This is a genomic window from Leifsonia xyli subsp. cynodontis DSM 46306 (assembly GCF_000470775.1).
Taxonomy (GTDB): domain Bacteria; phylum Actinomycetota; class Actinomycetes; order Actinomycetales; family Microbacteriaceae; genus Leifsonia; species Leifsonia cynodontis.
Window position 1 is genome coordinate 252,004 of sequence record NC_022438.1, and the last position, 20,430, is coordinate 272,433.

Annotated in this window: 18 protein-coding genes and 3 pseudogenes; 5 read left to right on the forward strand and 16 right to left on the reverse strand. The window is 68.6% G+C overall.

The genetic code is table 11. The features are described 5' to 3' along the window. Positions 1-42: 42 nt before the first annotated feature. The 16 genes and pseudogenes from O159_RS01240 to O159_RS15185 all read right to left on the reverse strand — a co-directional run bounded on the left by O159_RS01240 (position 43) and on the right by O159_RS15185 (position 15,296). Positions 43-720: a hypothetical protein gene (locus tag O159_RS01240; protein WP_021753959.1), complete on the reverse strand. Its 678-nt coding sequence runs from the start codon at positions 718-720 to the stop codon at positions 43-45. Between the two features lie 102 nt (positions 721-822). Then, positions 823-1,842, reverse strand: a pseudogene (locus tag O159_RS01245) (IS481 family transposase). A 180-nt stretch (positions 1,843-2,022) separates the two neighbouring features. Further along, positions 2,023-2,505, reverse strand: coding sequence for a hypothetical protein (locus O159_RS13030; protein WP_021753961.1), 483 nt, complete (start codon positions 2,503-2,505; stop codon positions 2,023-2,025). An 80-nt stretch (positions 2,506-2,585) separates the two neighbouring features. Next, positions 2,586-3,320: a signal peptidase I gene (locus tag O159_RS01255; RefSeq protein ID WP_043993421.1), complete on the reverse strand. Its 735-nt coding sequence runs from the start codon at positions 3,318-3,320 to the stop codon at positions 2,586-2,588. Between the two features lies 1 nt (position 3,321). Beyond that, positions 3,322-3,753, reverse strand: coding sequence for a hypothetical protein (locus O159_RS01260; RefSeq protein WP_144267500.1), 432 nt, complete (start codon positions 3,751-3,753; stop codon positions 3,322-3,324). A gap of 270 nt (positions 3,754-4,023) precedes the next feature. Next, complete coding sequence (locus tag O159_RS16680; RefSeq protein WP_407929761.1) at positions 4,024-4,329, reverse strand: hypothetical protein; 306 nt, start codon at positions 4,327-4,329, stop codon at positions 4,024-4,026. A 7-nt stretch (positions 4,330-4,336) separates the two neighbouring features. Further along, positions 4,337-4,669: pseudogene (locus O159_RS16685) on the reverse strand (hypothetical protein); the annotation flags it as partial. A gap of 406 nt (positions 4,670-5,075) precedes the next feature. Further along, complete coding sequence (locus tag O159_RS01265) at positions 5,076-7,574, reverse strand: helix-turn-helix transcriptional regulator (RefSeq protein ID WP_021753965.1); 2,499 nt, start codon at positions 7,572-7,574, stop codon at positions 5,076-5,078. Between the two features lie 87 nt (positions 7,575-7,661). Beyond that, positions 7,662-8,324 carry a hypothetical protein gene (locus O159_RS14850; protein ID WP_021753966.1) on the reverse strand — a complete coding sequence of 221 codons (663 nt, stop codon included), beginning with the start codon at positions 8,322-8,324 and terminating at the stop codon, positions 7,662-7,664. A 205-nt stretch (positions 8,325-8,529) separates the two neighbouring features. Further along, positions 8,530-9,873: a glycosyltransferase gene (locus O159_RS01275; RefSeq protein WP_021753967.1), complete on the reverse strand. Its 1,344-nt coding sequence runs from the start codon at positions 9,871-9,873 to the stop codon at positions 8,530-8,532. Continuing rightward, on the reverse strand, positions 9,870-11,018 hold the full coding sequence (wecB, locus tag O159_RS01280; RefSeq protein ID WP_021753968.1) for a non-hydrolyzing UDP-N-acetylglucosamine 2-epimerase: 1,149 nt from the start codon (positions 11,016-11,018) through the stop codon (positions 9,870-9,872). The genes O159_RS01275 and wecB overlap by 4 nt, the downstream gene beginning before the upstream one ends. Further along, complete coding sequence (locus tag O159_RS01285) at positions 11,015-11,533, reverse strand: hypothetical protein (protein ID WP_021753969.1); 519 nt, start codon at positions 11,531-11,533, stop codon at positions 11,015-11,017. Before O159_RS01285 ends, wecB begins: the two co-directional genes overlap by 4 nt. Before the next feature lie 303 nt (positions 11,534-11,836). Further along, entirely contained in the window at positions 11,837-12,484 is a 648-nt protein-coding gene (locus O159_RS13035) for a GntR family transcriptional regulator (protein ID WP_021753970.1), read from the reverse strand. Between the two features lie 102 nt (positions 12,485-12,586). After that, complete coding sequence (locus O159_RS13040; protein ID WP_021753971.1) at positions 12,587-14,167, reverse strand: GH25 family lysozyme; 1,581 nt, start codon at positions 14,165-14,167, stop codon at positions 12,587-12,589. Between the two features lie 369 nt (positions 14,168-14,536). Then, a pseudogene (locus O159_RS01300) lies at positions 14,537-15,115 on the reverse strand (IS30 family transposase); the annotation flags it as partial. After that, positions 15,042-15,296, reverse strand: coding sequence for a hypothetical protein (locus tag O159_RS15185; protein WP_201766212.1), 255 nt, complete (start codon positions 15,294-15,296; stop codon positions 15,042-15,044). The gene O159_RS15185 and the pseudogene O159_RS01300, both read right to left, overlap by 74 nt. A gap of 209 nt (positions 15,297-15,505) precedes the next feature. Here O159_RS15185 and O159_RS01305 point away from each other — a divergent pair, with 209 nt between their 5' ends. The 5 genes from O159_RS01305 (at position 15,506) to O159_RS01325 (ending at position 20,289) form a co-directional block, all read left to right on the forward strand. Then, entirely contained in the window at positions 15,506-16,213 is a 708-nt protein-coding gene (locus tag O159_RS01305) for a hypothetical protein (protein ID WP_021753973.1), read from the forward strand. A gap of 347 nt (positions 16,214-16,560) precedes the next feature. Continuing rightward, complete coding sequence (locus O159_RS01310; protein ID WP_021753974.1) at positions 16,561-16,821, forward strand: hypothetical protein; 261 nt, start codon at positions 16,561-16,563, stop codon at positions 16,819-16,821. A 37-nt stretch (positions 16,822-16,858) separates the two neighbouring features. Beyond that, on the forward strand, positions 16,859-17,530 hold the full coding sequence (locus O159_RS01315) for a hypothetical protein (protein WP_021753975.1): 672 nt from the start codon (positions 16,859-16,861) through the stop codon (positions 17,528-17,530). A 120-nt stretch (positions 17,531-17,650) separates the two neighbouring features. Continuing rightward, positions 17,651-18,568 carry a hypothetical protein gene (locus tag O159_RS01320; RefSeq protein WP_021753976.1) on the forward strand — a complete coding sequence of 306 codons (918 nt, stop codon included), beginning with the start codon at positions 17,651-17,653 and terminating at the stop codon, positions 18,566-18,568. Continuing rightward, positions 18,565-20,289, forward strand: a complete 1,725-nt coding sequence (locus tag O159_RS01325) for an RCC1 domain-containing protein (RefSeq protein ID WP_021753977.1) — start codon at positions 18,565-18,567, stop codon at positions 20,287-20,289. The genes O159_RS01320 and O159_RS01325 overlap by 4 nt, the downstream gene beginning before the upstream one ends. Positions 20,290-20,430: the final 141 nt, after the last annotated feature.

The window sequence follows — 20,430 nt, forward strand, 5'->3', positions numbered from 1 at the left end:
TGGAGCACCGGGAATGCCCGGCCTCCTCCCGCATCGGGGGCGTTACAGGAAGTCGCCGCCGAAATCACCGCCGCCGAAGCCACCACCATCCCAGCCACCGCCGAAGGCATCGCCACCGCCCCAGCCACCGGAGTCACCGCCCCAGCCGGCATCGGCGCTCGCGGTCTCAACACCGGCATCGCCCGAGCCCGAGCCGGCATCGCCCGAGCCCGTGTCCGCAGCAGTGCCGTCTCCCCCCGAACCGTCTCCCGCGGTCCCGTCCGCAGCCTGATCTGCGCCCGGGGTGGGCAGGAAGGCGCTCACCAGGGTCGACCCGATGACATATCCGGCGACGCTCCCGAGGAGCGAGGTGGCGAGCATACCGCCGAAGCCCATCCCGCCGGCAGCGCCGGAGCCCGGTCCGGCGAGCGAGCGTTCGAGAGTGCCCGGCTGGCGCAGTTCGGAGCGGGTCGCCGCCTGAGCGAGGGAGCGGGGGTCGTCTCCGCGCGGCCGCTCGCCGGCAGGAGCGCCCTCGCTGAGCTGCTGGAAGAGAAGCCGGCGCTGGTCGGCGGTCAGCCGCGCGAAGGCTTCCTCGTGGACCTGCTCGATGGTCTCGGGCGGAGCCGTCCGGAGAAGATAGCGGTAGCGCTCGACCGCGATCTCATCGTCGCTGCGGGCGGCTGAGAGGCGTTCCGGGCGTACGCATTCGAGCCGTGCGCGCTCTGGCTGTCTGCGTTCCACCCGTCTGCGCTCTGCGGGGTGTCGCGGCGCGGTTCCTCACGCCCGAGAAGTCGATCGAGGAATCCCGTGGATCGAGCGTAGAAAGCGCGTGTGGGAGTTGTCTCAAAGCGCGCCCAGCGTCCCCTTGTTGTGTTTCTCAGGGACGTTGGTCAATCTGCTGATGGGTGGCTGGCTGCCGATGGCGGTGTGGGGCCTGTGGTGATTGTAGGAGTGCAGCCAGGCCGGGAGTGCGTTGCGGCGGGCTGATTCGGAGTTGTAGTGCCGGGCGTATGCCCAGCCGTCGGCGAGGGTGCGGTGGAAGCGTTCGATCTTGCCGTTCGTCTGCGGATGGTAGGGCCGGGTGCGTTTCGGTTGGATGCTGAGCTCGGCGCAAGCGTCGCGCCAGGCGTATGAGCGGTATGCGGAGCCGTTGTCGGAGAGCACCTGTTCGACGGTGACGCCACGGCTGGCGAACCAGCCGACCGCTCGACGCAGAACAGCGATTGCAGTGGCGGCGGTTTCGTCGTCGTGGATCTCGGCGTAAGCGACACGGGAGTGATCGTCGATGACGGTATGAACGAACGCTGTGCCGGTGATCATGTCGCCGGTGATCCCGTGTTTCCCGGTCCGCTTCGCGGTGATGGCCTTGTTCCGCTCTCCCTGGAGACGTCCGACGTAGCGCCAGCCGCCACCGTCGGGGATGTTGCCGAGTTTCTTGATGTCGACGTGGATCATCGATCCGGGATGCTCGTGCTCGTAGCGGCGGGCGGGTTCGCCGGTGCGGACGTCGACGTGGCTGAGCCGATTGATCCGGCACCGGGAGAGGACCGTGTGAACGGTCGAGGCGGGCATGCCGAGCTGGGCGCCGATACCGACTGGTCCCAGCCGCTTCTTCCACCGCAGATGCACGACCTTGCGGACCAGTCTTCGCGGGGTCTTGTTCGGGCTGTGATGCGGCCGTGACGAACGGTCCAGCATTCCCGCCTCGCCCATCTCCACGTAACGACGAGCCCATCGGTCCGCGGTGCGTCAGGACACTCGGAAGTAGGTCGCCGCCGCAGCAACGGACCAGCCGTCGTCGACGACTTGGCGGGCCAGGCGGAGGCATTCGCGAGGAGTCAAAGCAGCATTAGCGTGGGTCACGAGGACCTCCTAAGTCATCGAGTGCAGGGAAACTAGACAGCCCCACTCTCGACCGGGAGGTCCTCACCCATCTATCGCGTCACACCTCAACCAACTGCCCTGAGCAGCACACCTAGGTCGATCGACGGTGACGGCGGTGGTGCAGGGTGAGGGCGGGGCTGAGAGCGAATCGGCGTCGCGTCAGCTACGACCGTCTCCTGCCGGAACGGGCCGGACCTGCACCCACCGCTCCCACAGAGCCCTCTGCACCCTTGTCCGGTGTGGGAGGGGTGGTGTTGCGGTGATTTTGCTGATCTCCTCGACGAGAGTTGCCCCGAGCGTTTGTGGTGCTCCGGCAGCGCTGCGGATCGCCGCGTGGTAGAGCTGGGCGAGGTGGTCGTAAAGCGTCAGCTTCCCTGGTGTGAATGGTTGGACCGTGACCCGATCGAGGATGACGGGGGTGTCCGCGACGTGTTTGCGGGAGAGGATGACGACGCCGAGTTCGGTTTGGTGGTGGTCTTTTCCCGCGGTGATCCGGTACTCGATGCGGGTTCCCACCCGCGCGATATAGCACGGGGTGCTGTTGCCGGGATCGTCATCGCTGGCGGTCCAGATCAGGTGGCCGCTCTCGGTCGCTTGACACACCGCGTCGATGACGGCGATCCAGTCCTGAATTCCAAGCATTGTCGTCCTCACTTCGCGTGATCTCCCCCCTTTTTCGCTGCGGTCGCTGTCTTCGCCCGGATAACCAGACACCTCCGGGCTTAGGGGGAGGCATCGTGGGTGGTGTTGCGGGAGGCGGCCAGATCGACCAGCTCGAGGAGGTCCTCGAGACCGTCGTGGTCGTGGTCGTGGTCGTGGTTGTGGTTGGTTGCCGGTGTCGGGGTTTCCCGGGTCGGTTCTTCCTCGGGTCCGTCATCGGTGGGGAGCCAGTCGTATGCGTGATCGAGGCGGGTTCCCACAAGGAGGGCGAGAACGGCGAGGACAAGGACGGCGAGGAGGAGGTAGTTATGTTCGGCGAACGCTTTCACCGGAATACCGACCCCGGGCACACGGAGCACCCCGACACCATGGACCATGCCCGCGGTGACCGGTGAGGAATCGGAGTGGGCGTTCGCGTCGCCTTTGGTGGTCAGGGTGTCGCCCTGGATCTTCACCAACCGGTGCAACCGCAACCGGCCGGGATTGTCGGGGTCATCGAACTGGACCACCTGACCCGCCCGGAGCTGACCGGCCGATACCGGGCGGATGACGACGAGGTCCCCCGCACGGATCGCCGGTGTTATCGAGCCCGACATCACCGTGGTCGCATGCCAACCGATCGCGAACGGGGCGATCCCCCACACCAGCAAACCCACCAGGCACCACACGATCGCTCTGCACACATTCGCCGTGACCACCCAGACAACCACCACGCCCCGAAAGACGCGCCTGTCACCGGAGACAACAACCATGCGGCGAACACCGCGGGCGCTCGTGTGATGCCTGGCAGCGGTCATCTCAGCTCGCCTTGTTGTTCTGGATCTCCCAAGTGAAGTCCGTGGAGACCTTCTTGCCCTGAGAACTGTTCGGCGCGGCCGAGCTCATCGCCCAGGAGATCTGGTAACTCTTCGACACATCCACCGTCCCGTCCAGCGTCCAGTTACCAACACCGGTCGAATACGAGACGTCCTTCGTCAGGAAATCCGAAAGGCTACCGTTATAAACCGTCCCATTCTTATCAGCAGTGAACGTGGCACCCGACAACGTCCCCTCCGTAACAGTGACAGTGAAGTACTGCGCGATCGAGGAAGCATCCGACGCGTTCGCCGCGTAAACCTTGACCACACCCGCCAGACCAGCCTTGTTCGTGATCGTGATCACCTTGCTGTCCGACTGACCCGGAACAATACCCGTCGGGGAGAACACCGCGGTCGTCGTGTTAGACGTCAACGACAAGCTCCCCGTCGACCACGAGTTCCCCGTGTTCGAAACAGAAGCACTGAACGCCGAGTGCGACACCGCGATCCCACTCACCGCAAGCACCGCCACAACCGCACCAGCACGAAGAACACGCGCACGCCGCGACAAACGAACCTTCTTCCGGAAAAGACCAGCCTGAGAACGCGTTGCAAAAACAGTCATAATACGAACTTCTTTCATATCAAAAAAGGGATAAGGGTTATACGTGATGGGCAGTAGAGAGAACTACACATCGGTCACTCAGTCATAGGTAAACGCCCCCCTATATGTCAACGTCGGACCAGCCCCACCAGAACCCGTCTGCGTGGTGACCACAACATCCACAACACCCACCGAACCAGCAGGCATCGTAAACAACACCGTCGGAATAGAACACGCAGCCATCACAATGTCCGTAGCCGCACGACCACCCACCACCACCCCCGTCGCTTTGATATTCACAGCGAGGAGCAACCCCTGCACCTGCACCGGGACGCTGGAATTGGTGGTGGTGCCATTGCCGAGCTGGCCGGTGCTGTTGTCCCCCCCACGCCCAGACAGTCCCATCCGACGCGAAAGCGAGACTGTAATACGCGCCGGCGGCGATCGCGGTGATCGTCCTCCCGCCAAGCCTCTGCACCCGCACCGGGGTGATGGAGTCGGTGGTGGTGCCGTTGCGCAACTGACCGTAGCCGTTGTACCCCCACGCCCAGGCGGTGCCATCCGACGCCAACGCCAGGCTGAAATTCTGGCCGCCGGCGATGGCGGCGGTCCCGCGGAGGTTGAGTGCGATGCGGGTGCTGCCGGTGGCGGGGAGGGGGGTGGGGGCGGTGCAGAAGGTGCTGACGTTCCAGCTGTCGCCGGTGTTGGTGCTGGTGGCGCTCCAGGTGGCCCAGGAGACCGCCATGGGTTGATGCGGCGAGAGCGAGAGCGGCGAGGGCGCAGAGGCTAGCGGCCAGCCGGATGAAGATTCTTACCCACACCCACCGTCGTCGGGGGGGTAAAGAGCGTCTGCACTATACTTTTCTCTTTTGATCAGGGGCGTTGGAAACAGAACAGGGCGAATCGCCGACGTTCACAAGCAAATATCGAACCGGGTGCCACCCCTGAGTGCTCCGGCCGCCCGAAAATGAGTGGCAGCCCCGAGCTGGAGGGCGGTCTCGGTCGCGCTGGCGACTTCCGCTTCCAATCGCCCGTCAGGTGACGGGCTCCCCGGTGTCCGGACGATCGTCGCCGGCTCGCTCCACTCCGCTGACGCCATCGACCGCCAGCTGTCCTGAAGCCTCCCCGCGCCCCGGACGCGGCGAACCCGATCAGGACGTTCCGCGCAGCCGCGCGAACAGTTCCTGCCGGTTCCTCGCGCCGGTCTTCTTGAGGGCGCTGTGGATGTGGTTCTCGATCGTGCGCACACCGATCCCGAGCATCGAGGCCACGGCGGTGTTCGGGAGGGTCGCGGCGAGGAGCGCGACCTGGGTCTCCCTCGGGGTCAGCGACTCGGTCCGCTGCCGCTGGCCCGCGTCGTCCTCGGGGTCTCGCAGGCCAGGGAGGGGTTCGTCGCGCACGAGCACGAGCAGAGCGGCGCCGATCGCCTCCGCAAGCTCCGAGCGCTGGCCGCATTCCTGCCGCACCCGCGCCGCGAGGACGAGCGCGGCCAGCGCACTGTGCGGCGTGCGGCCGATCGTCTCCGCGAGAGAGGCCAGCTGATCGGGTTCCTCGAACGATGCCCTCACCAGGTCGACGAGCGGCCAGCGGGGCACGCCCAGCGCGTTCGAGGCGAGTTCGCCGAGTTGAGCGAAGGTGGGCGGCTCGGGCCAGATGCACAAGCCCACGACCAGGGTGAAGATCGCTGTCAGCAGGTTGCGCTCGCCGGCCAGGCAGGCAGCGAGGCGGCGCAGCTCGGACATGGCCGCCGCCTTCTCGCCGCCGATGAGGGAGCGCAGGATGGAGCCGACATCGCCCTGCATGGCGGGGAGCGCGTCATCGGTCACCACCAGCGTCGATGCCTGTGCCTCCAGCAGGGTGGCGAGCCGGTTCTCCCCGAGCCAGTGGTTGACGAGAGACGCCAGCCACAGCAGCGCGCGGTAGAAGCCGGTGTGCGCCGGGCCCGGCGGCCCGTACGCCAGCGCCGTGTCCGCCACATCGAGCGCTTCGGTCCAGCGCCCGAGGGCGAGGAGCGCCAGCGCTGCGTAGTAAGAGTTGAGCAGGATGCCGGTGAGCTCCTCCTCGGCGCGAGCGATCTCCAGGGAGCGCATGCTTCCGGCCAGGGCCAGCCCGAAATCTCCCCGCGCGAGCGGGACGAGGGCACGCACCGCACCGACCAGGCGCTCGACCGCGAGCAGGGGACACGCGGGAACACGTCCCTCCCAGTAGGCGGCCTCCCTCACATCGCCCTCCAGCAGCGCGACGTAGGCGAGGGCGGCGACGCACAGCGACTCGGCCGACACCCCCAGAGAGCGCAGCATCGTCATCGTCGCGGGCGAAGCGTCGACTGCGGACGAGCCCTCGGTCAGCACCCGGGCGAACAGGTCCAGGGCCGGACGCAGCGCCGGGAAGAGCTGGGTGAGCTCATCGAGGCGTTCCGGGACCGGGCGTGTGAGGCTCCCCTCGGCGGAGGCGCGGAGGAGGACGAGGTCGAGGGCGTCCTCCGGCGTCGCCGCGGACGCGATCGGCGTGCCGGCGAACACACGCTCGACGTCTCCGGCTCCTCGCGGCGTCTCCAGAAGCGCTTCCAAGTAGGGCAGTGCGGTGGCGGCCGACGGAGCGGCCGCCCACTCGGCTGCCCGTTCGTCTCTGGTGCGTGTGCTGCGGCCGCGCGTGCTGCGCACCAGGCTGGCCGTGTGGTCGTCTGCGCGGAGGCCGGCCGGGGCGCTGCCGCCACAGGGGCAGGACTCCAGAGCGCTGTCTCTGCCGACCGTGAAGCGGAAGTAGTCCGCCATCGCCGGAGGGAGCAGCCGGATGCCCAGCCCGTCCGGACCGTCGACGACCGAGAGGAAGCCGCGCGCCTCCAGGTCCTTCAGCATCTCGTGCGCGACGAGCGGACAGGGCGCCCAGGGTCGCGAATCGTGGGCGAGCGCGAGATGCCGGATCGCCTCGAAGGTCGTCAGATCGAGGCGCGCGAGGCCGCGCTCGACCCACGCCTCCACCCCGCTGCTCCACAGGCCGCGGCCGGTCATCAGCCATCGTCCCTCGTGCAGCCGGACCAGACCATCGTCGCGGACGCCGTCGACGATCGCGAGGATGAGCCCGGTGATGCCGCTGGAGAGGGAGAGGACGTTCGAGACGACCTCGACATCCGGCCGGCCGGCCAGCCGGTCGGCGACGAGCGTCGCGGTCGTCGTGAAGTCGAGGGGCCGCAGACGCAGACGGGTGCCGGGGAAGCGGCAGTAGCGGACATCGGAGCGCATCAGCGCGCTCACCGCGACCCCGCGGGAGTAGACCACCGGAGTCTCGGTGCGCGTCGCCGCGGCCTGGATGATCCGGAGGGTGCCGCCGTCAACATTCTCTATGCCGTCGACGATGAGGGCACGCAGATCGTTGGCGAGCAGTTCCTGGGCGAGCGAGTCGACCCGGGAGAGCAGTGACGGGGGCGCTGCCCGGGACCGGCCGGCTTCGGCAGCGGAAAGCGCTCCGCCTCGGGACGAATAGGGCGCACCGTCGATCGCCACAACGGTGTAGCCCTCCACGTCGAGCCGGCTCCGGAGGCGGCCGAGCAGTGTGGTCGCGCCCATGCCCGCCGGGCCGATCACATGGGCCGGGCGCTTCTCGCGGACGGCGGAGGAGAGCACGGCGAGTTCACGGGAGAACAAGAACATCTTCAGGCCCCTCTGCGTGTCCGCTTTCGCGCCGGAGTCCTCCCCGGGCGGCGGTCGGGGACCGCCGCCCGGGGAGGACAGGAGGAATCAGCTGTTCGTCGTGTAATCGATGTTGCCGTAACCGTCGACCTTGGCGTGCAGGCCGACGACGTAGTCCACAGGGACGCCCAGGATGGTCGCCGAGACCTCGAACTGGTAGGAGTTGTCGGCGATGCTCACCGGCTCCGGCTGCGTGCATTCGCGGGTCACGACATTCACGAACAGGTCCGAGGACCCCCCGGAGTGGCAGATGTGTCTGCCGGTGTAGCCCTCATAGGAGGTCACCCACGCTTTCGAGCCGTCGTAGTAGGTGCGGCCCTCGTGGAACTCTTTGACGAGCCAGCTCTTGTATCCCTCACGCCAGTCCTGGTAGGCGACCCAGCCGTTCTCGGCACGGGCGACGAGGTTCGCGGTCTCGGCGGCGCTCAGGTGGCGCGCCTTCGCCAGAGCGCGCGCGCCGGCCCCGGTCACGAGATGCATCTGCGAGACCGTTGAGGTCACCTCTCCCGCGCAGGCGGCTTTGAGCTGCTCCAGGCTCGGGTGCTGGTGGTCAGCCGCGAGATTGTCCTTCAGCTGTGCGACGCAGGACGAGGAGACGAGCGTCTGCGTCGTCGTGGTGCTTTCGGCGTTCGCGGGGGCGGCGGCGAACAGGGAGGCGGTGATCGCGGCGGCGAGGGTGATCGCCGCGACGCCGACAGGGCGGAGTCTCATGACTTGGGTCCTTTCCGTGGGGGCTACGAGCCGCGACTGGAATTCGGCGCGGCTCATCTCTTTCGTTCCTAAGCCGATCCCAGTCCCGATGACATGCGTGCTTTCTCCGCCGGGTATTGAGTGGCCTGTTGGTGCTGTCGTTCTTCTCCTCCGGCCCGACTGGGTGGTTCCGCCGCACCCGCAGCCACCCGGCAGGAGCACGCGCTCAGTGGTCGAGGGCGGTCGGCCCCGTGGATGTCTCCGCGTTGCGCCGGGTCTTCAGCCACCCGCTGCGACCCGTCAGGATGCGCCAGAACGCGCGGGGGATGACCACGTACATGTACAGCACGTAAACGGACACTCCGAGTCCCCAGCCGAGAGCACCGAGGAACGAGATCCGCTCGCAGCGCCGCCGGTACACGAACCCCCACACGGCGAACGGCACCACCGAGAAGACGATCCAGAACACCGCGAGCCAGATCAGGCGGTCCCCGCCGGGCAGGCCCGCCCCGAGCTTCGTCAGGCCGAGCAGAGCGGTGACGATCATCACGGCGAACGCCGCCAGCCCGCACAGTTGCAGGAACGGCAGCACGAGGTAGTAGCCGATCTCGAGCAGCCCCACATTCGTCACATGCGCCGAGCGAAAGGCGTCGCGCACATACTTCACGCACTGGATGTTGCCCTGCGCCCAGCGCGTGCGCTGCGTGAGGAACCGGCGGAAGCTGGGCAGCGCCTCCTGCGAGACGTGGGCGTTGCCGACGTGGGCGATGCGGTAGCCGTGCAGGTGGATGTGCAGCCCGAGTTCGTAGTCCTCCAGCAGCGCGCCATGCCAGGGCCGGTCGTGACTCGCCCGAATGAGGTCGAGCACGGACAGCCGCGCGAACTGGCCGTTCCCGCCGAGCCCGACGGTACCGGTCCTCGCGCGCAGCGACTGCATGGCGGCGATGATGGTGCGGAACTCGATGTCCTGCAGCTTCACCAGGAAGCGGCCGGAGAGGTTCCCGAGCCACCCGCGGCCGGGTCTCGGTCTGCGCTCGTGGCGGTTCTTCATCCACACCACCACCTGAGCCCCGCCGACGCCCGGGTCGAGGAACACATCGGCGGACGCCATCATGGCCAGCGCCCGGGGCGAGAGCTCGCCGTCGGCGTCGAGCACCATCACGATGATCCGCTCGCGGTCCGCGTCGGCGGGCAGGAAGGCGTTCAGCGCGTCGTAGGCCGCGTTGAGCGCATCGCCTTTCCCCGTCCTCGCCTCGGGACGGCGACGGGCGACGAGGTGGACCCGCGGGTCCCGGCGCGCGATCTCCTCGACGATGCGCCCGGTGTCGTCGTCGCTGTGGTCGTCGACGACCCACACATGCACCGCGGGGAAGTCCCGGCGGGCCGCCTCGACGGTCCGCTCGATCACAGCCGCTTCGTCCCGGCACGGCACGAAGAAGTGCCACTGAAAGTCAGCCGGGTCGCCCAGCGCGGTCTTCCGGTGGGTGAGGTGCGGGATCAGGATGAACAGAACGTAGGCGAAGAACGACGCCCCGAGCAGGAACGTGAGCGCTTTGAGGAAGCCGATCACGACGCGAGCCCAGCGAACATCGGATTCCCCGCGGCGATCTGGCGGAGGATGGCCGTGATCCGCTCGGTGGCGCGGCCGTCGCCGAACGGACTGTCTTCGAGCCGCAGCGACTCGGCCAGGTCGGCGTCGCGCAGCAACTCCGTCACCGCCTCCACGATCTGAGGCCCCGGGGCCACAAGCCGCGCGAAGCCGGCGCGGAAGGCCTCCGGCCGCTCCGTGGTGCGCCGGACCACCACGAGCGGTGTCTTGAGCACCGTACACTCCTCCTGCAGGCCCCCAGAATCGGAGACGACGACCGCCGCATCCCGGACGAGCCCGAGGAAGTCGGTGTGGTCGGGCGGGTCGAGCACGGTCACACCCTCGAGGAGATGCCCCAGCCGGAACCGCTCGATCGCTCCTCGCGTCCGCGGGTGCGGCACGAACAGGACGGGCAGAGGCAGCTCGCCGAGGGCGCGGAGGACGTTCTCCAGCGCCTCCGGATCGTCCGTGTTCTCGGGGCGGTGCAGCGTCGCCACGATGTAGGCGGACGTCCGTGCGGGCGCCGCGGGAGCGGTCGCCCGCTGGGCCAGGCTGAGCGCGCACGCCTCGACGATCGTGTTGCCGGTGACGAAGACCTGGGCGGGATGGATGCCCTCCCGGAGCAGGTGGGCCGCGTTCTCGGTGGTCGGAGCGCAGTGGACATCGGCCAGCACCCCGATCACCCGCCGGTTGATCTCCTCGGGCATGTCCCGATCGTGCGAGCGGAGCCCGGCTTCCACATGCACGAACGGGATGCCCGCGTAGTGGGCCGCCTGGGCAGCAGCGCAGACGGTGTTGGTGTCGCCCTGGGCGGCGACGACCGACGGCCGCGTCTGCTGCCAGGCATCGAGCAGTTGCTCCAGGATGGCGGCGATCTGATGCCCTCGCGACGCGATGCGCCCGCACGAGAGTCTCAGGTCCGGCTCCGGCAGCCGGAAGCGCTCGTAGATCGCCGCGGAGAGCTCGCGGTCGTAGTGCTGTCCGCTGTCGATCACATAGGCGCGCGGTCCGAGCGCGCGGATCACCGGCGCGAGCTTGATGATCTCCGGCCGGGTGCCGATGACCAGGCAGATGTCTTTGCGCGGTCGGGCGTCGAACGGGGCCGAGGCGGGCGCGACGGCCGTCACCGCCGGCTCCGGCCGAGCAGGAGAGCCAGAGCGACGACATAGCCCGCGAGAGTGACGAGAGAGCCGGTCAGGAGCCGTCCGAGGGAATAGCCCGGATCGAATCCCCACTCCAGTGTCGTGGCGAGGATGGCGCCGAGGCGGAGCTGGCAGGCGACCAGCACGACGAGGACCGAGATCCCGGTCGCCACGGCGATGGAGCGCAGCGGAGCCGACTCGCCCAGCGCCAGGACGCCGCCCAAGATGAGCACCGGCACCACCAGCGTCGAGGCGGCGCACTCGACGGTGACGGGCAGCGGGAGCGTCCGGCCGTCCAGCGCGACGAACACGGCGCTGCCGCTCACCGTGGGGTGGAGCCCCGGCAAGCCGGTCAGCCACCAAGCCGCGGCGCTCGCCTCCTCTCCGCGGAGCGGACCGTTGAAGACGATGACGGCAAGGCAGACGAGGGCGAGAGCCCCCACCCACACGACCGCAGCGGGACGCGCTTTCCTCGTTCGGACGGTGATGACGGTGTCCACGACACACTCCTTCTCCCGGCCGCCGAGTCCCGGCACGCGGGGCGCGCTGGGAGTGGTTCGCGATCGGGGGTCGGTCACGCGGGCCGGCGCTCACGCCAGCCAGCGTGAGGATGGCAGGGGGATTCCCACTCACAGAATCAATCGGCCACCGTCATGAGTGCGGCTCCGTTCCTGTCCGAGTGCCGGAGACCGGCCCCACTCACCCGCAGACACGGCCCGCGTCCCGCGGTGTGAGTGGGATGCGTTCCGTGCCACCGCGGAGGCCGCTCCGTCCCCGGCGAGGGCGGAGAGGAAGCCGCGCGGTCAGGAGAGATCGAACAGCGCTTTGAGCTCCTGCTCCACACCGGGCTGGTCGCCGTCGATCAGTGCCCGCTGCAACCGCGCGTACCCGGGGCCGATGGTCTCCCAGGCGAAGCCTTCCGCCCGGCCGAGCACCGAGAGATGGTATCTGAAGGTGGTGGCTGTGCTCTGCATCATGTCGATGTAGGGCGGGCTCGCGCTGTGGTCCAGCCACTGGTGGAAGAAGGATCCGGCGGTGGCGATCGTCCGGTCGACGTCCCGGTCCGCGATGGCGGCCAGAAGCGGATCGATGCGATCGGCCAGGGCCGACCGGTCCTCCACGGAGATCCGGTCGGCCGCCACACTGGCGAGGCCGAGGAGCAGCCCGCCGAGAGCCTGCGAGTAGACGATGCGCTGTTCGGAGACGGGCGCGACGACCGTGGTGTGCGACTGCGGCGCGATGACGATGAGCCCTTCCCCCACAAGTGCCTGGACCGCCTGCCGGATCGGTGTCTTGGAGACGCCGAGCCACCGTTCCAGCTCCTTCGCGTCCAGCCTCTCGCCGGGGAGGAGCACACCGCTCAGAATCGCGTTCTTGATGGCCTCATAGGCCGAGGTCCGCGAGAGCGGACGCCCGACGCCACCGGCGGACGCCGATTCGGGGAGGGGCATGCTGCTCCAATCGTCCGGAAGGGGCTCCCCCGGTCGCACCGGGGATCTGTCCACATCCTCTCATCCGGACCCGGCTCCCCCGTGCGTCCTTCTCGCCGCGCGTCACCGTGCCTGCCAGGGCGAACGCTTCCGCAGGCGGACCAGTCCGAGCACGATCACGCCAACGCCGAGCATGGCGACAGTGAGATCGAGGATGTCGTCGATGCGGTCTCCGGTGTCGGCGAGGATCACCCGTGCGGAACTCGACCCGGCTGCGCTGTGGACGGCCGGGGAGGCCTCGACGGTGAGGGGCAGCTGCACGGTCTGGCCGGACGCGCCGGAGAACTCGAGCGTGTGAGCGCCCAGTGTCACATCGGCCGGCAGACGCAGCGCGACAGCGAAAGCGCCCGAAGCGTCCGCCGCCGTCTCGCCGAGCACACGCGGAGACGAGTGCAGGGTGATCGTGACCGCGTCCGAAGCGGCGAAACCCGAGCCGGTGGCGGTGAACAGCGTTCCCGGCCGCGGCGCCGGCTGCGAGAGCGCGACGGTCGGGGCGATCGCCGGAGACGGCGACAGCGCTTGGACCGTGACCGCGCCGCTCGCGCTGGCGCCGGATTCCGCACCGACCGCGGTCACGGTCAGCGGGCCGGCCGGCTGATCGCCGGGAACCGAGGCCTGCGCGGTGAAGTCACCGACGCCATCGGCCGTCACCGTCGTCCCGGGCGCCGTTCCGAGCGCGACCGAGACGCTCTCCTTCGGCGCGAAGCCCTTGCCGCTGACGGTGACCTTGCCGCCGGGCTCGACAGCGCTGGGCGAGACCGTCACCGCCGCGTACACGTCATCGGAGAAGCGCTGGAGCGCCGTCTCCGTGCCGTGGAACAGGTCCTGGTCGCCCGGCAGGAGGTCACCCGGCCCCGTGTAGCCGCTCGCATCGTCCCAGTGCTGCCACAGCGTCCAGTCGACCCACCCGCCGGGCAGCGCTCCGGGGCCGCCCGACACGTCCGACATCCAGTGGGCGATGAACAACGGGTAGGAGGCGAAGTCCGTGATGTCGCCGGTGTACTCCTTCCACCAGGACGGGTTGGTGTAGATGACCGGTTTGACACCAGCCTCCTGCTCCACCACGGAGACGAAGTCGTGGATCCACTTGACGATGTCCTCCGGGGTCATCGCCTGGCATTTCTTGATCGCCCAGGGCTGGGTCAGGCTGGAGCAGCGGTGCTCCAGGTCGACCATCGGCGGCAGGAGGCGTGCGCCGGGCTTCCAGCCGTGGATGGACGCCATGAAATGCTTCGCCTGCGATGCGCCGTCCGACCAGAATGGCCGCGCGAAGTGATACGCACCCCGATAGAGGCCGGCGTCTCCGGCGCCCGTCCACTGCGCCTCGTACTGGGAGCTCACGTAGTCGTCGTCCTCGGTCGCTTTGATGTAGACGAAATGGGCGCCCTTCGACACGACATCGCTCCAGTCGACATCCGGCTGCCAGGCGCTCACGTCGTTGCCCCGCAGAAAGGCGAAGGCGGGGGTCAGCTGCTGCGATCGCGGCATCACCCGCAGGACGTCATCGTGGGTGAGCGTGCTGCCGGAGTGGTCGCGGGCGGGATCGCCGTCTCTGTCCGGCTCGGCGGCCGCGGCGGAGAGGGAACCGCCGAGCCCCAGCGCCAGGGTCGCGGCGGTGAGGGCCGAGAGCAAGCCTGAGCGCACCGCGCGATGCCGGCTTCGTGGCTTCGTCTTCTGAACTGTCATCGAGAGGACTCCGTTTCCGAGGTGTGGGGCGTACCTCTCCAGCGAAACTCCCTCGCCGCCGACTGAGGGGCGCATCGGGTGTCTGCCGCAGACAGTTGAGTGCCGTTCGCCGACAGGCCTGGCGAGTCCGGCGTCCGGAGCACTCCCCAGAGCCCCCGGCCGCCCTGAGTGTCCCGCTCTCTGAGAGCCTCCCGTCACTCATCCACCCCCTTGGCGAGAGGAGGGGGGCACTCGTTAAGGGGCGCAGGAGCACCACCGGGCTTGCGCAGGAAGTGGAGTACTCGGGTGGCGATCGAACCCGGTGGGTTCTAACAGTGGTCGCAACACTCATGGATGGTGTGTTTGTTCTAGCAGCGTAGTGAAGAGGGTGTTCGGGGTCTTCCAGCCGAGGATTTTGCGGGGTCGGTTGTTGAGTTCGGCGGCGACGAGGGCGAGCTCTTTCGGGGTGTGTGTTCTGAGGTCGGTGCGTTTGGGGAAGTAGTCCCGCAAGAGCCGATTCGTGTTCTCGTTGCTGCCGCGCTGCCAGGGCGAGTGCGGGTCGCAGGAGTAGATTCTCGTTCCTGTTGCGCGGCTGATCTCTTCATGTCTCGCCATTTCCCAGCCCTGGTCCCAGGTGATTGAGCGGCGTAGTTCGGGCGGGAGCGCCGCGAGAGCAGGGACGAGCTGATCGCGGAGGCTCTCGGATCTGTTGACAGCGTCAACAGGCAACAGGAGAGTGAACCGGGTCGTTCGCTCGACGAGTGTGGCAATCGCCGAACGGTTGCCGAGCCCCATGATGAGGTCGCCTTCCCAGGCTCCGGGGACGCTGCGGTCCGTGGGCGCGAACGGACGGTCATGGATCGTGAGCGCAGCGTTGAATCGGATCCTGCGCCGGGCGATCACGCGGGGTGCTTTGCGTCTGTCGCGTTACCCGCTCGTCCTCCGATAAGAACCGGGCCGAGACTGTCGTCACCACCGGAACCTCATCGATCGGCGGATAGTAACGCACTTTGCCCGTGACCAGGTCGCGATGTTTCCACCCGTTCCGCCAGTTGTTGCCCAGCTTGCGGCGAATCCCGAGCATCCGGCAGATCTCGGAGGTGTTCATTCCCTGCCGCCACAACTCGATATATCATGCACGCTCGGCCGACATCGGTGCCGGCCCGGTCATCTTCTGCGACGTCCTTACAAGTGTCATAACAACTCCCGAAACTAGCCGGTGTTGCGACCACTGTTAGAACCCACCCCCTGATCCGCCCTGCGCCTCGCACCAGAACCACCGGAGCACCACGACTCGAAGAAAGAGAACGACGACTGATGACATCTGACGCCCGTGCCGCATCGCCGACGGGGGAACACGACCGCAGGGGACGCAAACGAGCCCTGATCGCGCTCGGCTCCCTCTTCGCAGCCGGCGCCCTCGCAACCAGCGCCTACTTCACGGACATCGCTCTGCTCGACCTCAACGGCAGCGGCGGATTCGGCAGCCCCGACAACAGGTACAACCTCCAGGTCTCGACCGGGATTGAGGACACCGTCGCCAAAGTGGCCAAATGGGTCGAGGCCAACCCGGACTCGGCGGCCATCGCCAACATCCCCGGCGCCTCCGCCCTCATCCCCGGGAACTCCATCGTGGTGAAGATCCCCGTGAAGAACGACTCCAAGAACTGGGCCTCCACGCTCAAGCTCTCGCTGAAGAACACCACCGCGACGGACAGTGTGACCGCCGACCAGCAGGCCCGCAACTCGGCCTATCTGAGCCTGATCACCGTGGATGTCGCGGAGACGGACGACGCCTCCACTGTTCCCAAGACCTGGACCAAGACCGGCCTCACGATCCCCACGACGACGAGCGGCTCCTCCAGCGAGAGCGTCGCTCTGACCCACCTCCCCGCCGGGTCCGGCACGGTGCTTTACCTCAAGCTCACGCTCAACGACAAGTCACAGCAGCAGACGGACGCCGCCAATGGCGGCACCGCAAGCATCCAGGCTGTCATCGACGGCACATCGGTCGCCAAGAACTGAGAGGGCGATGAGTTCGCGATCGCGACGGGCGCCGCTCGTTCTCGCTTTCGCCCTCGGCGGGGCGCTGCTCCTGGGGACGGCCGCGGGTCTGACCGCGGCCCTCCCCTGGGCGCAGGAGCACGAACTCGTGGTGCTCTCCCCGCAGGGCGCAGGCTCGTTCGGGCTCCAGGTGGCGGCGACGGCGGACGGGAGCTGGCGGCCAGCCGAGTCCGATTGGCGTGCGGCGGGCCGGAGAGCCCCTCTGAGCGTCCCGCTCACCGCCGATGGCCGGGCGTACGACCTGCCTCCCGGAACCTCGGCCACCCTCTACGTGTACGTCCGCAAACAGCAGCCCCCAGCTGACCAGCATGGTCGGCCTCGGCGTCGAACCGCCGCCCCAGAGCCCCGACAAGGACGCCCTGTTCGGGCAGCTCGGCTTCCGTGCGGACACGGCGGGCGGGCGCACGGTGCTCCACGGCACGGGACGCTCACAGGGCAGGCTGGGCGCGCTGGCGCCCGGGGAGGCCGTGCGGCTGACCCTCACCGTGAGCCTGCCGGCGGACACTCCCACCCGGTATCTCGATCGGACGACCGGTGTCTGCCTGCGGGTGGACGCCGAGAACCGCTGACCGGCGCTTCCTCGCTATCTTCTGACGAAAGGACGACATGGCACGCCATCTCGCAGGGACCGGCGGACCGGCGCACCGGCGCCACGGCCTGCTCAGCCTCGCGGCAGCCGGCGTTCTGTCGCTGATCGCCCTGCCGATCGGCGCGACCTGGGCGGCGTTCACAGACGGCTCCGCGGCGACCACCCGCCAGTCCGGAACCGTGGACATCGCCCAGGACAGCGCTGGTTCGCAGCAGTACTCCGATCGGGCGCAGCCGCACCTGATCGTGCCGGCGAAGACCGGCGCGGCACAGCCGATCGCCTCCCTGAGCTCGAAGCCTTCCGGCTCCCCGTCGGTGGCGACGGCGTCCTTCCCGGTGAGCGTCTACCTGCTCTCGGGATACCGGGACGTGGCGCTGCGAGCGACCGTCTACGACACCGGATCGTCGCCGGTCTTCCCGTGGCTGCTGTTCGACATCCAGGCCGAGGGGAAGAGCACGCTCCCCGGTGGGACGCCCCTGAGCGCCGAGGCCATCGCCGCGCTCGACTCCGGCGCCGGGGCGGCTCTTCCGGTGCCAGCGGCCGGCAAGGCGACCACGGTGACAGTGAAGGCGTGGCTCGCGCCGAACTCTCCGCCGCTGGCCTTCCGCGCCTCGGTCGCACCGGGCGTCGCGGTCAGCGCCGAGACGATCGGCGGCAAGAGCTTCACCGTGAAGGAGAAGCTGGGATGAGCAGACACCGCGCCCCACGCCGCGGCCGTGCGCGGCTGCTGACGGCCGCCGTCGCGGCCGTGCTGGGCCTCGGCGTCGTCGCGTGCGTGCCCGCGAACGCGACCAGCATCGTGGAGCGCCGTGCCGAACTCCGCGTCCCCGCCCCCGGTCACACGGTCGAGTGGACGCTGTCCTCCCCCCGGCGCCGCGCACGCGCGCCATGTCGTCCTCTCGATCCCGGCCGTCTCCGGCGCGGCCCTGGCGGGCGAGAATGGGTTGCGCTTCACTCTGACAGGCCCGCACGGGGTCATCGCCGACCGGCTCTCGGCCGACCAGCTCCGCCGCGCTCTCCTCAACCTCGGCCCGGTCGCCGCCGGCGCCGGCGTCGCGGTCTCCCTCCGGGCCGAGCTGCCCGCGGCGGCGGACGACGGCTTCCGCACCGCGAACGCCGCGCTCCTGTTCCGGTTCAGCAGCGAAAGCTCCGTGCTGGGCGGGATGCTCGCGGCCACCGGCCTGGACACCGCCGCGACGCTCGCCCTGGCGGTTGCGCTGATCGTCATCGCGCTGGCGCTTCTGCTCTGGAAGCAGCGCCGGCGCCTCGGCGGCGCGATCGTACCCGTGACGGGCGCCGCTTGCGCGCTCGCCCTGGCCGCCGGCTCCGCGAACAGCTGGACGGCCTTCACCGACGCCGCCGCGCTCGGGACGACAGTGCAGGGCCGGATTCGCCTGCGCATCGCCGGCGCTGGCGCGCTCTCCTCCTCCCTGCGCTACAGCATTGAGATGGACGCGAACGGCAAGAAATCCGTCCTGCTCGGCGACCCGGGGCAGCCCGCCTCCGGCGCCGCTGCCCCGGCCGCCGGTCTCCCCGTCGACCTCGGCGTCGTCCCTCCCGCCGGCGTCCGGCTGAAGGACGGGGAGAGCTGGCCGGCGTCCGCGAACCCCAGCCTGCGAACGCTGACGGTCTCCGTCCACCTGCTCGACGAGCCTGCACTCCGCGCCTCCTCCTCGGGAACAGCCACCGTCACACTCGACCTCAACGGAACGACTTCCCTGACATGACCCGCAGCTCATCCGCACGCACGGCGCGCCGCGCGGCGTTCGCCGCGGCCGGCCTCTGCGCCGCCCTTGCCCTGGCCGCCACGACCGCATCGACCACCGCCGGCTTCACCGACTCGACGTTCGCTTCGTCCGCGCTCACCACGATGACGCCTTCGCTCACCATCGCGCCCGTTCCCTCCAACCAGACCTTCGGCTCCACGCTCTACCTGAACGCCGCCGGCGAGGTGTACCTGGCGGGCGACCGGACGACCGGAGACGGCGCGGGCGGGCTGAGCACAGCGGCGAGCGCCACCCCGACCAAAGTGGCTTTCCCGGCGGATGTCCACATCGTGGACGCGATCGGCAGCACGAACGACTTCACCTACGCCGGCCGCGACACCACCGCCTATATCGCCCTCGACAGCACGGGCGGAGTGTGGACCTGGGGCAGACCGTTCAATTCCACCGCTTATCTCGGACGCGGCTCGCTGTCGGCCACCGACGCCGCCAAACCGGGGAAAGTGACACGGACGAACAGCGGCAAGCCGCTGCCGGCGATCGCCAGTGTCCGCCGCATCGAGAATCAGTTCCTCGCACTGGACAACGACGGAACGCTGTGGGCCTGGGGCTGGGGCGGCGAGAACCTCCCGATCGTCTCGAGCGCCAAAGGCAGCTACTCCTACCCCATCAAAGCGAACTCGACGACGATGACCCACGGCTACTGGACGAGCTGCGAGACCGGCGCGAACGCGCTGGGCGATGTGCGCTGGCGCTCCATCTGGAGCGGCAAGAACGTGGACGGGGCCGTCGCACAGAACGGTCTCGTCTACACCTGGGGCTGGGAGAACACCGACGGCCTCACGCCGACCGTCTCCAGCGACACCTGCCCGACGGTGAACGAGGGCCTCAACCGTGTGCTCTTCCAGAACTACCCCGGGATCTACAAGACGGCCGCCGGAGAGAGCTATGATGAGAGAGCGCTCACCACCGAGGCCGCCCGGCACCAGCGCTTCCTCGACATCGTGGCGAACACGAAGAACGCCACAGTCTGCACGGGAGTGAACACGGGCATCGTCACCGACGACTCCGGATGTCCCGTCCGCCAGCTCGCGTTCCACGCGGCATCGATGCATCTGCTCACGAAGGACGGCAGCCTCTACTCCGTCTCGCTGCGCCGCATCGGCGACGGCTACTTCGACGCTCAGGGCTGGCTGCGCTCACTCCTCGGACGCACGGCCAGCGAGGACTCCACTCGTCCCGACTACGCCTACCGCCCCCAGAGAGTCAGCTTCGCCGGCACCTCGGCGACGGTCTCCTCCCTCTCCTCCGGCATCGGCCACGTCACCGCGGTGCTCAGCGACGGCACCGTCTGGGGCTGGGGCATCAACCGGTACTGCCAGGCGATCGGCGGACGCGGGCCGTCCGGCAGCGGCGCCTGCGACGTCCTCGGCGCGAACGACAAGGTCATCCAGCCGACGAAGGTCGTTGGGCTCGACAAGGTGCGAGCCGCTTCGGTCTCAGCTTCCGCCTGCGCGACCTGGGTCACCGGCACGGACGGCTCGATCCACACCTGGGGCGGTGGCCGGCTGAGCGGCAGCTCCTTCTACGTCTGCGGCGACAACGGCGCCTACGGCTCCACGTCCTACGACTTCACCGAGGTCAGCCCGGACGCACCGTTCGCGAACCCGATCACGGGCGTATCGGTCGGCACGACGCGCATCCTGAAGGGGAGCGCTCCGTAGCCCGCCACTCAGAGAGTGCGCAGCCGGGCATCGCGAACACTCATTTCGCGCGCTGCCCCACTCTGACCTGCCCTTCGCGCCGTTGACTGAAACAGGGATAATTTCGACTACCACCGCCTCGGCGCCGACCACGTCCCGAAA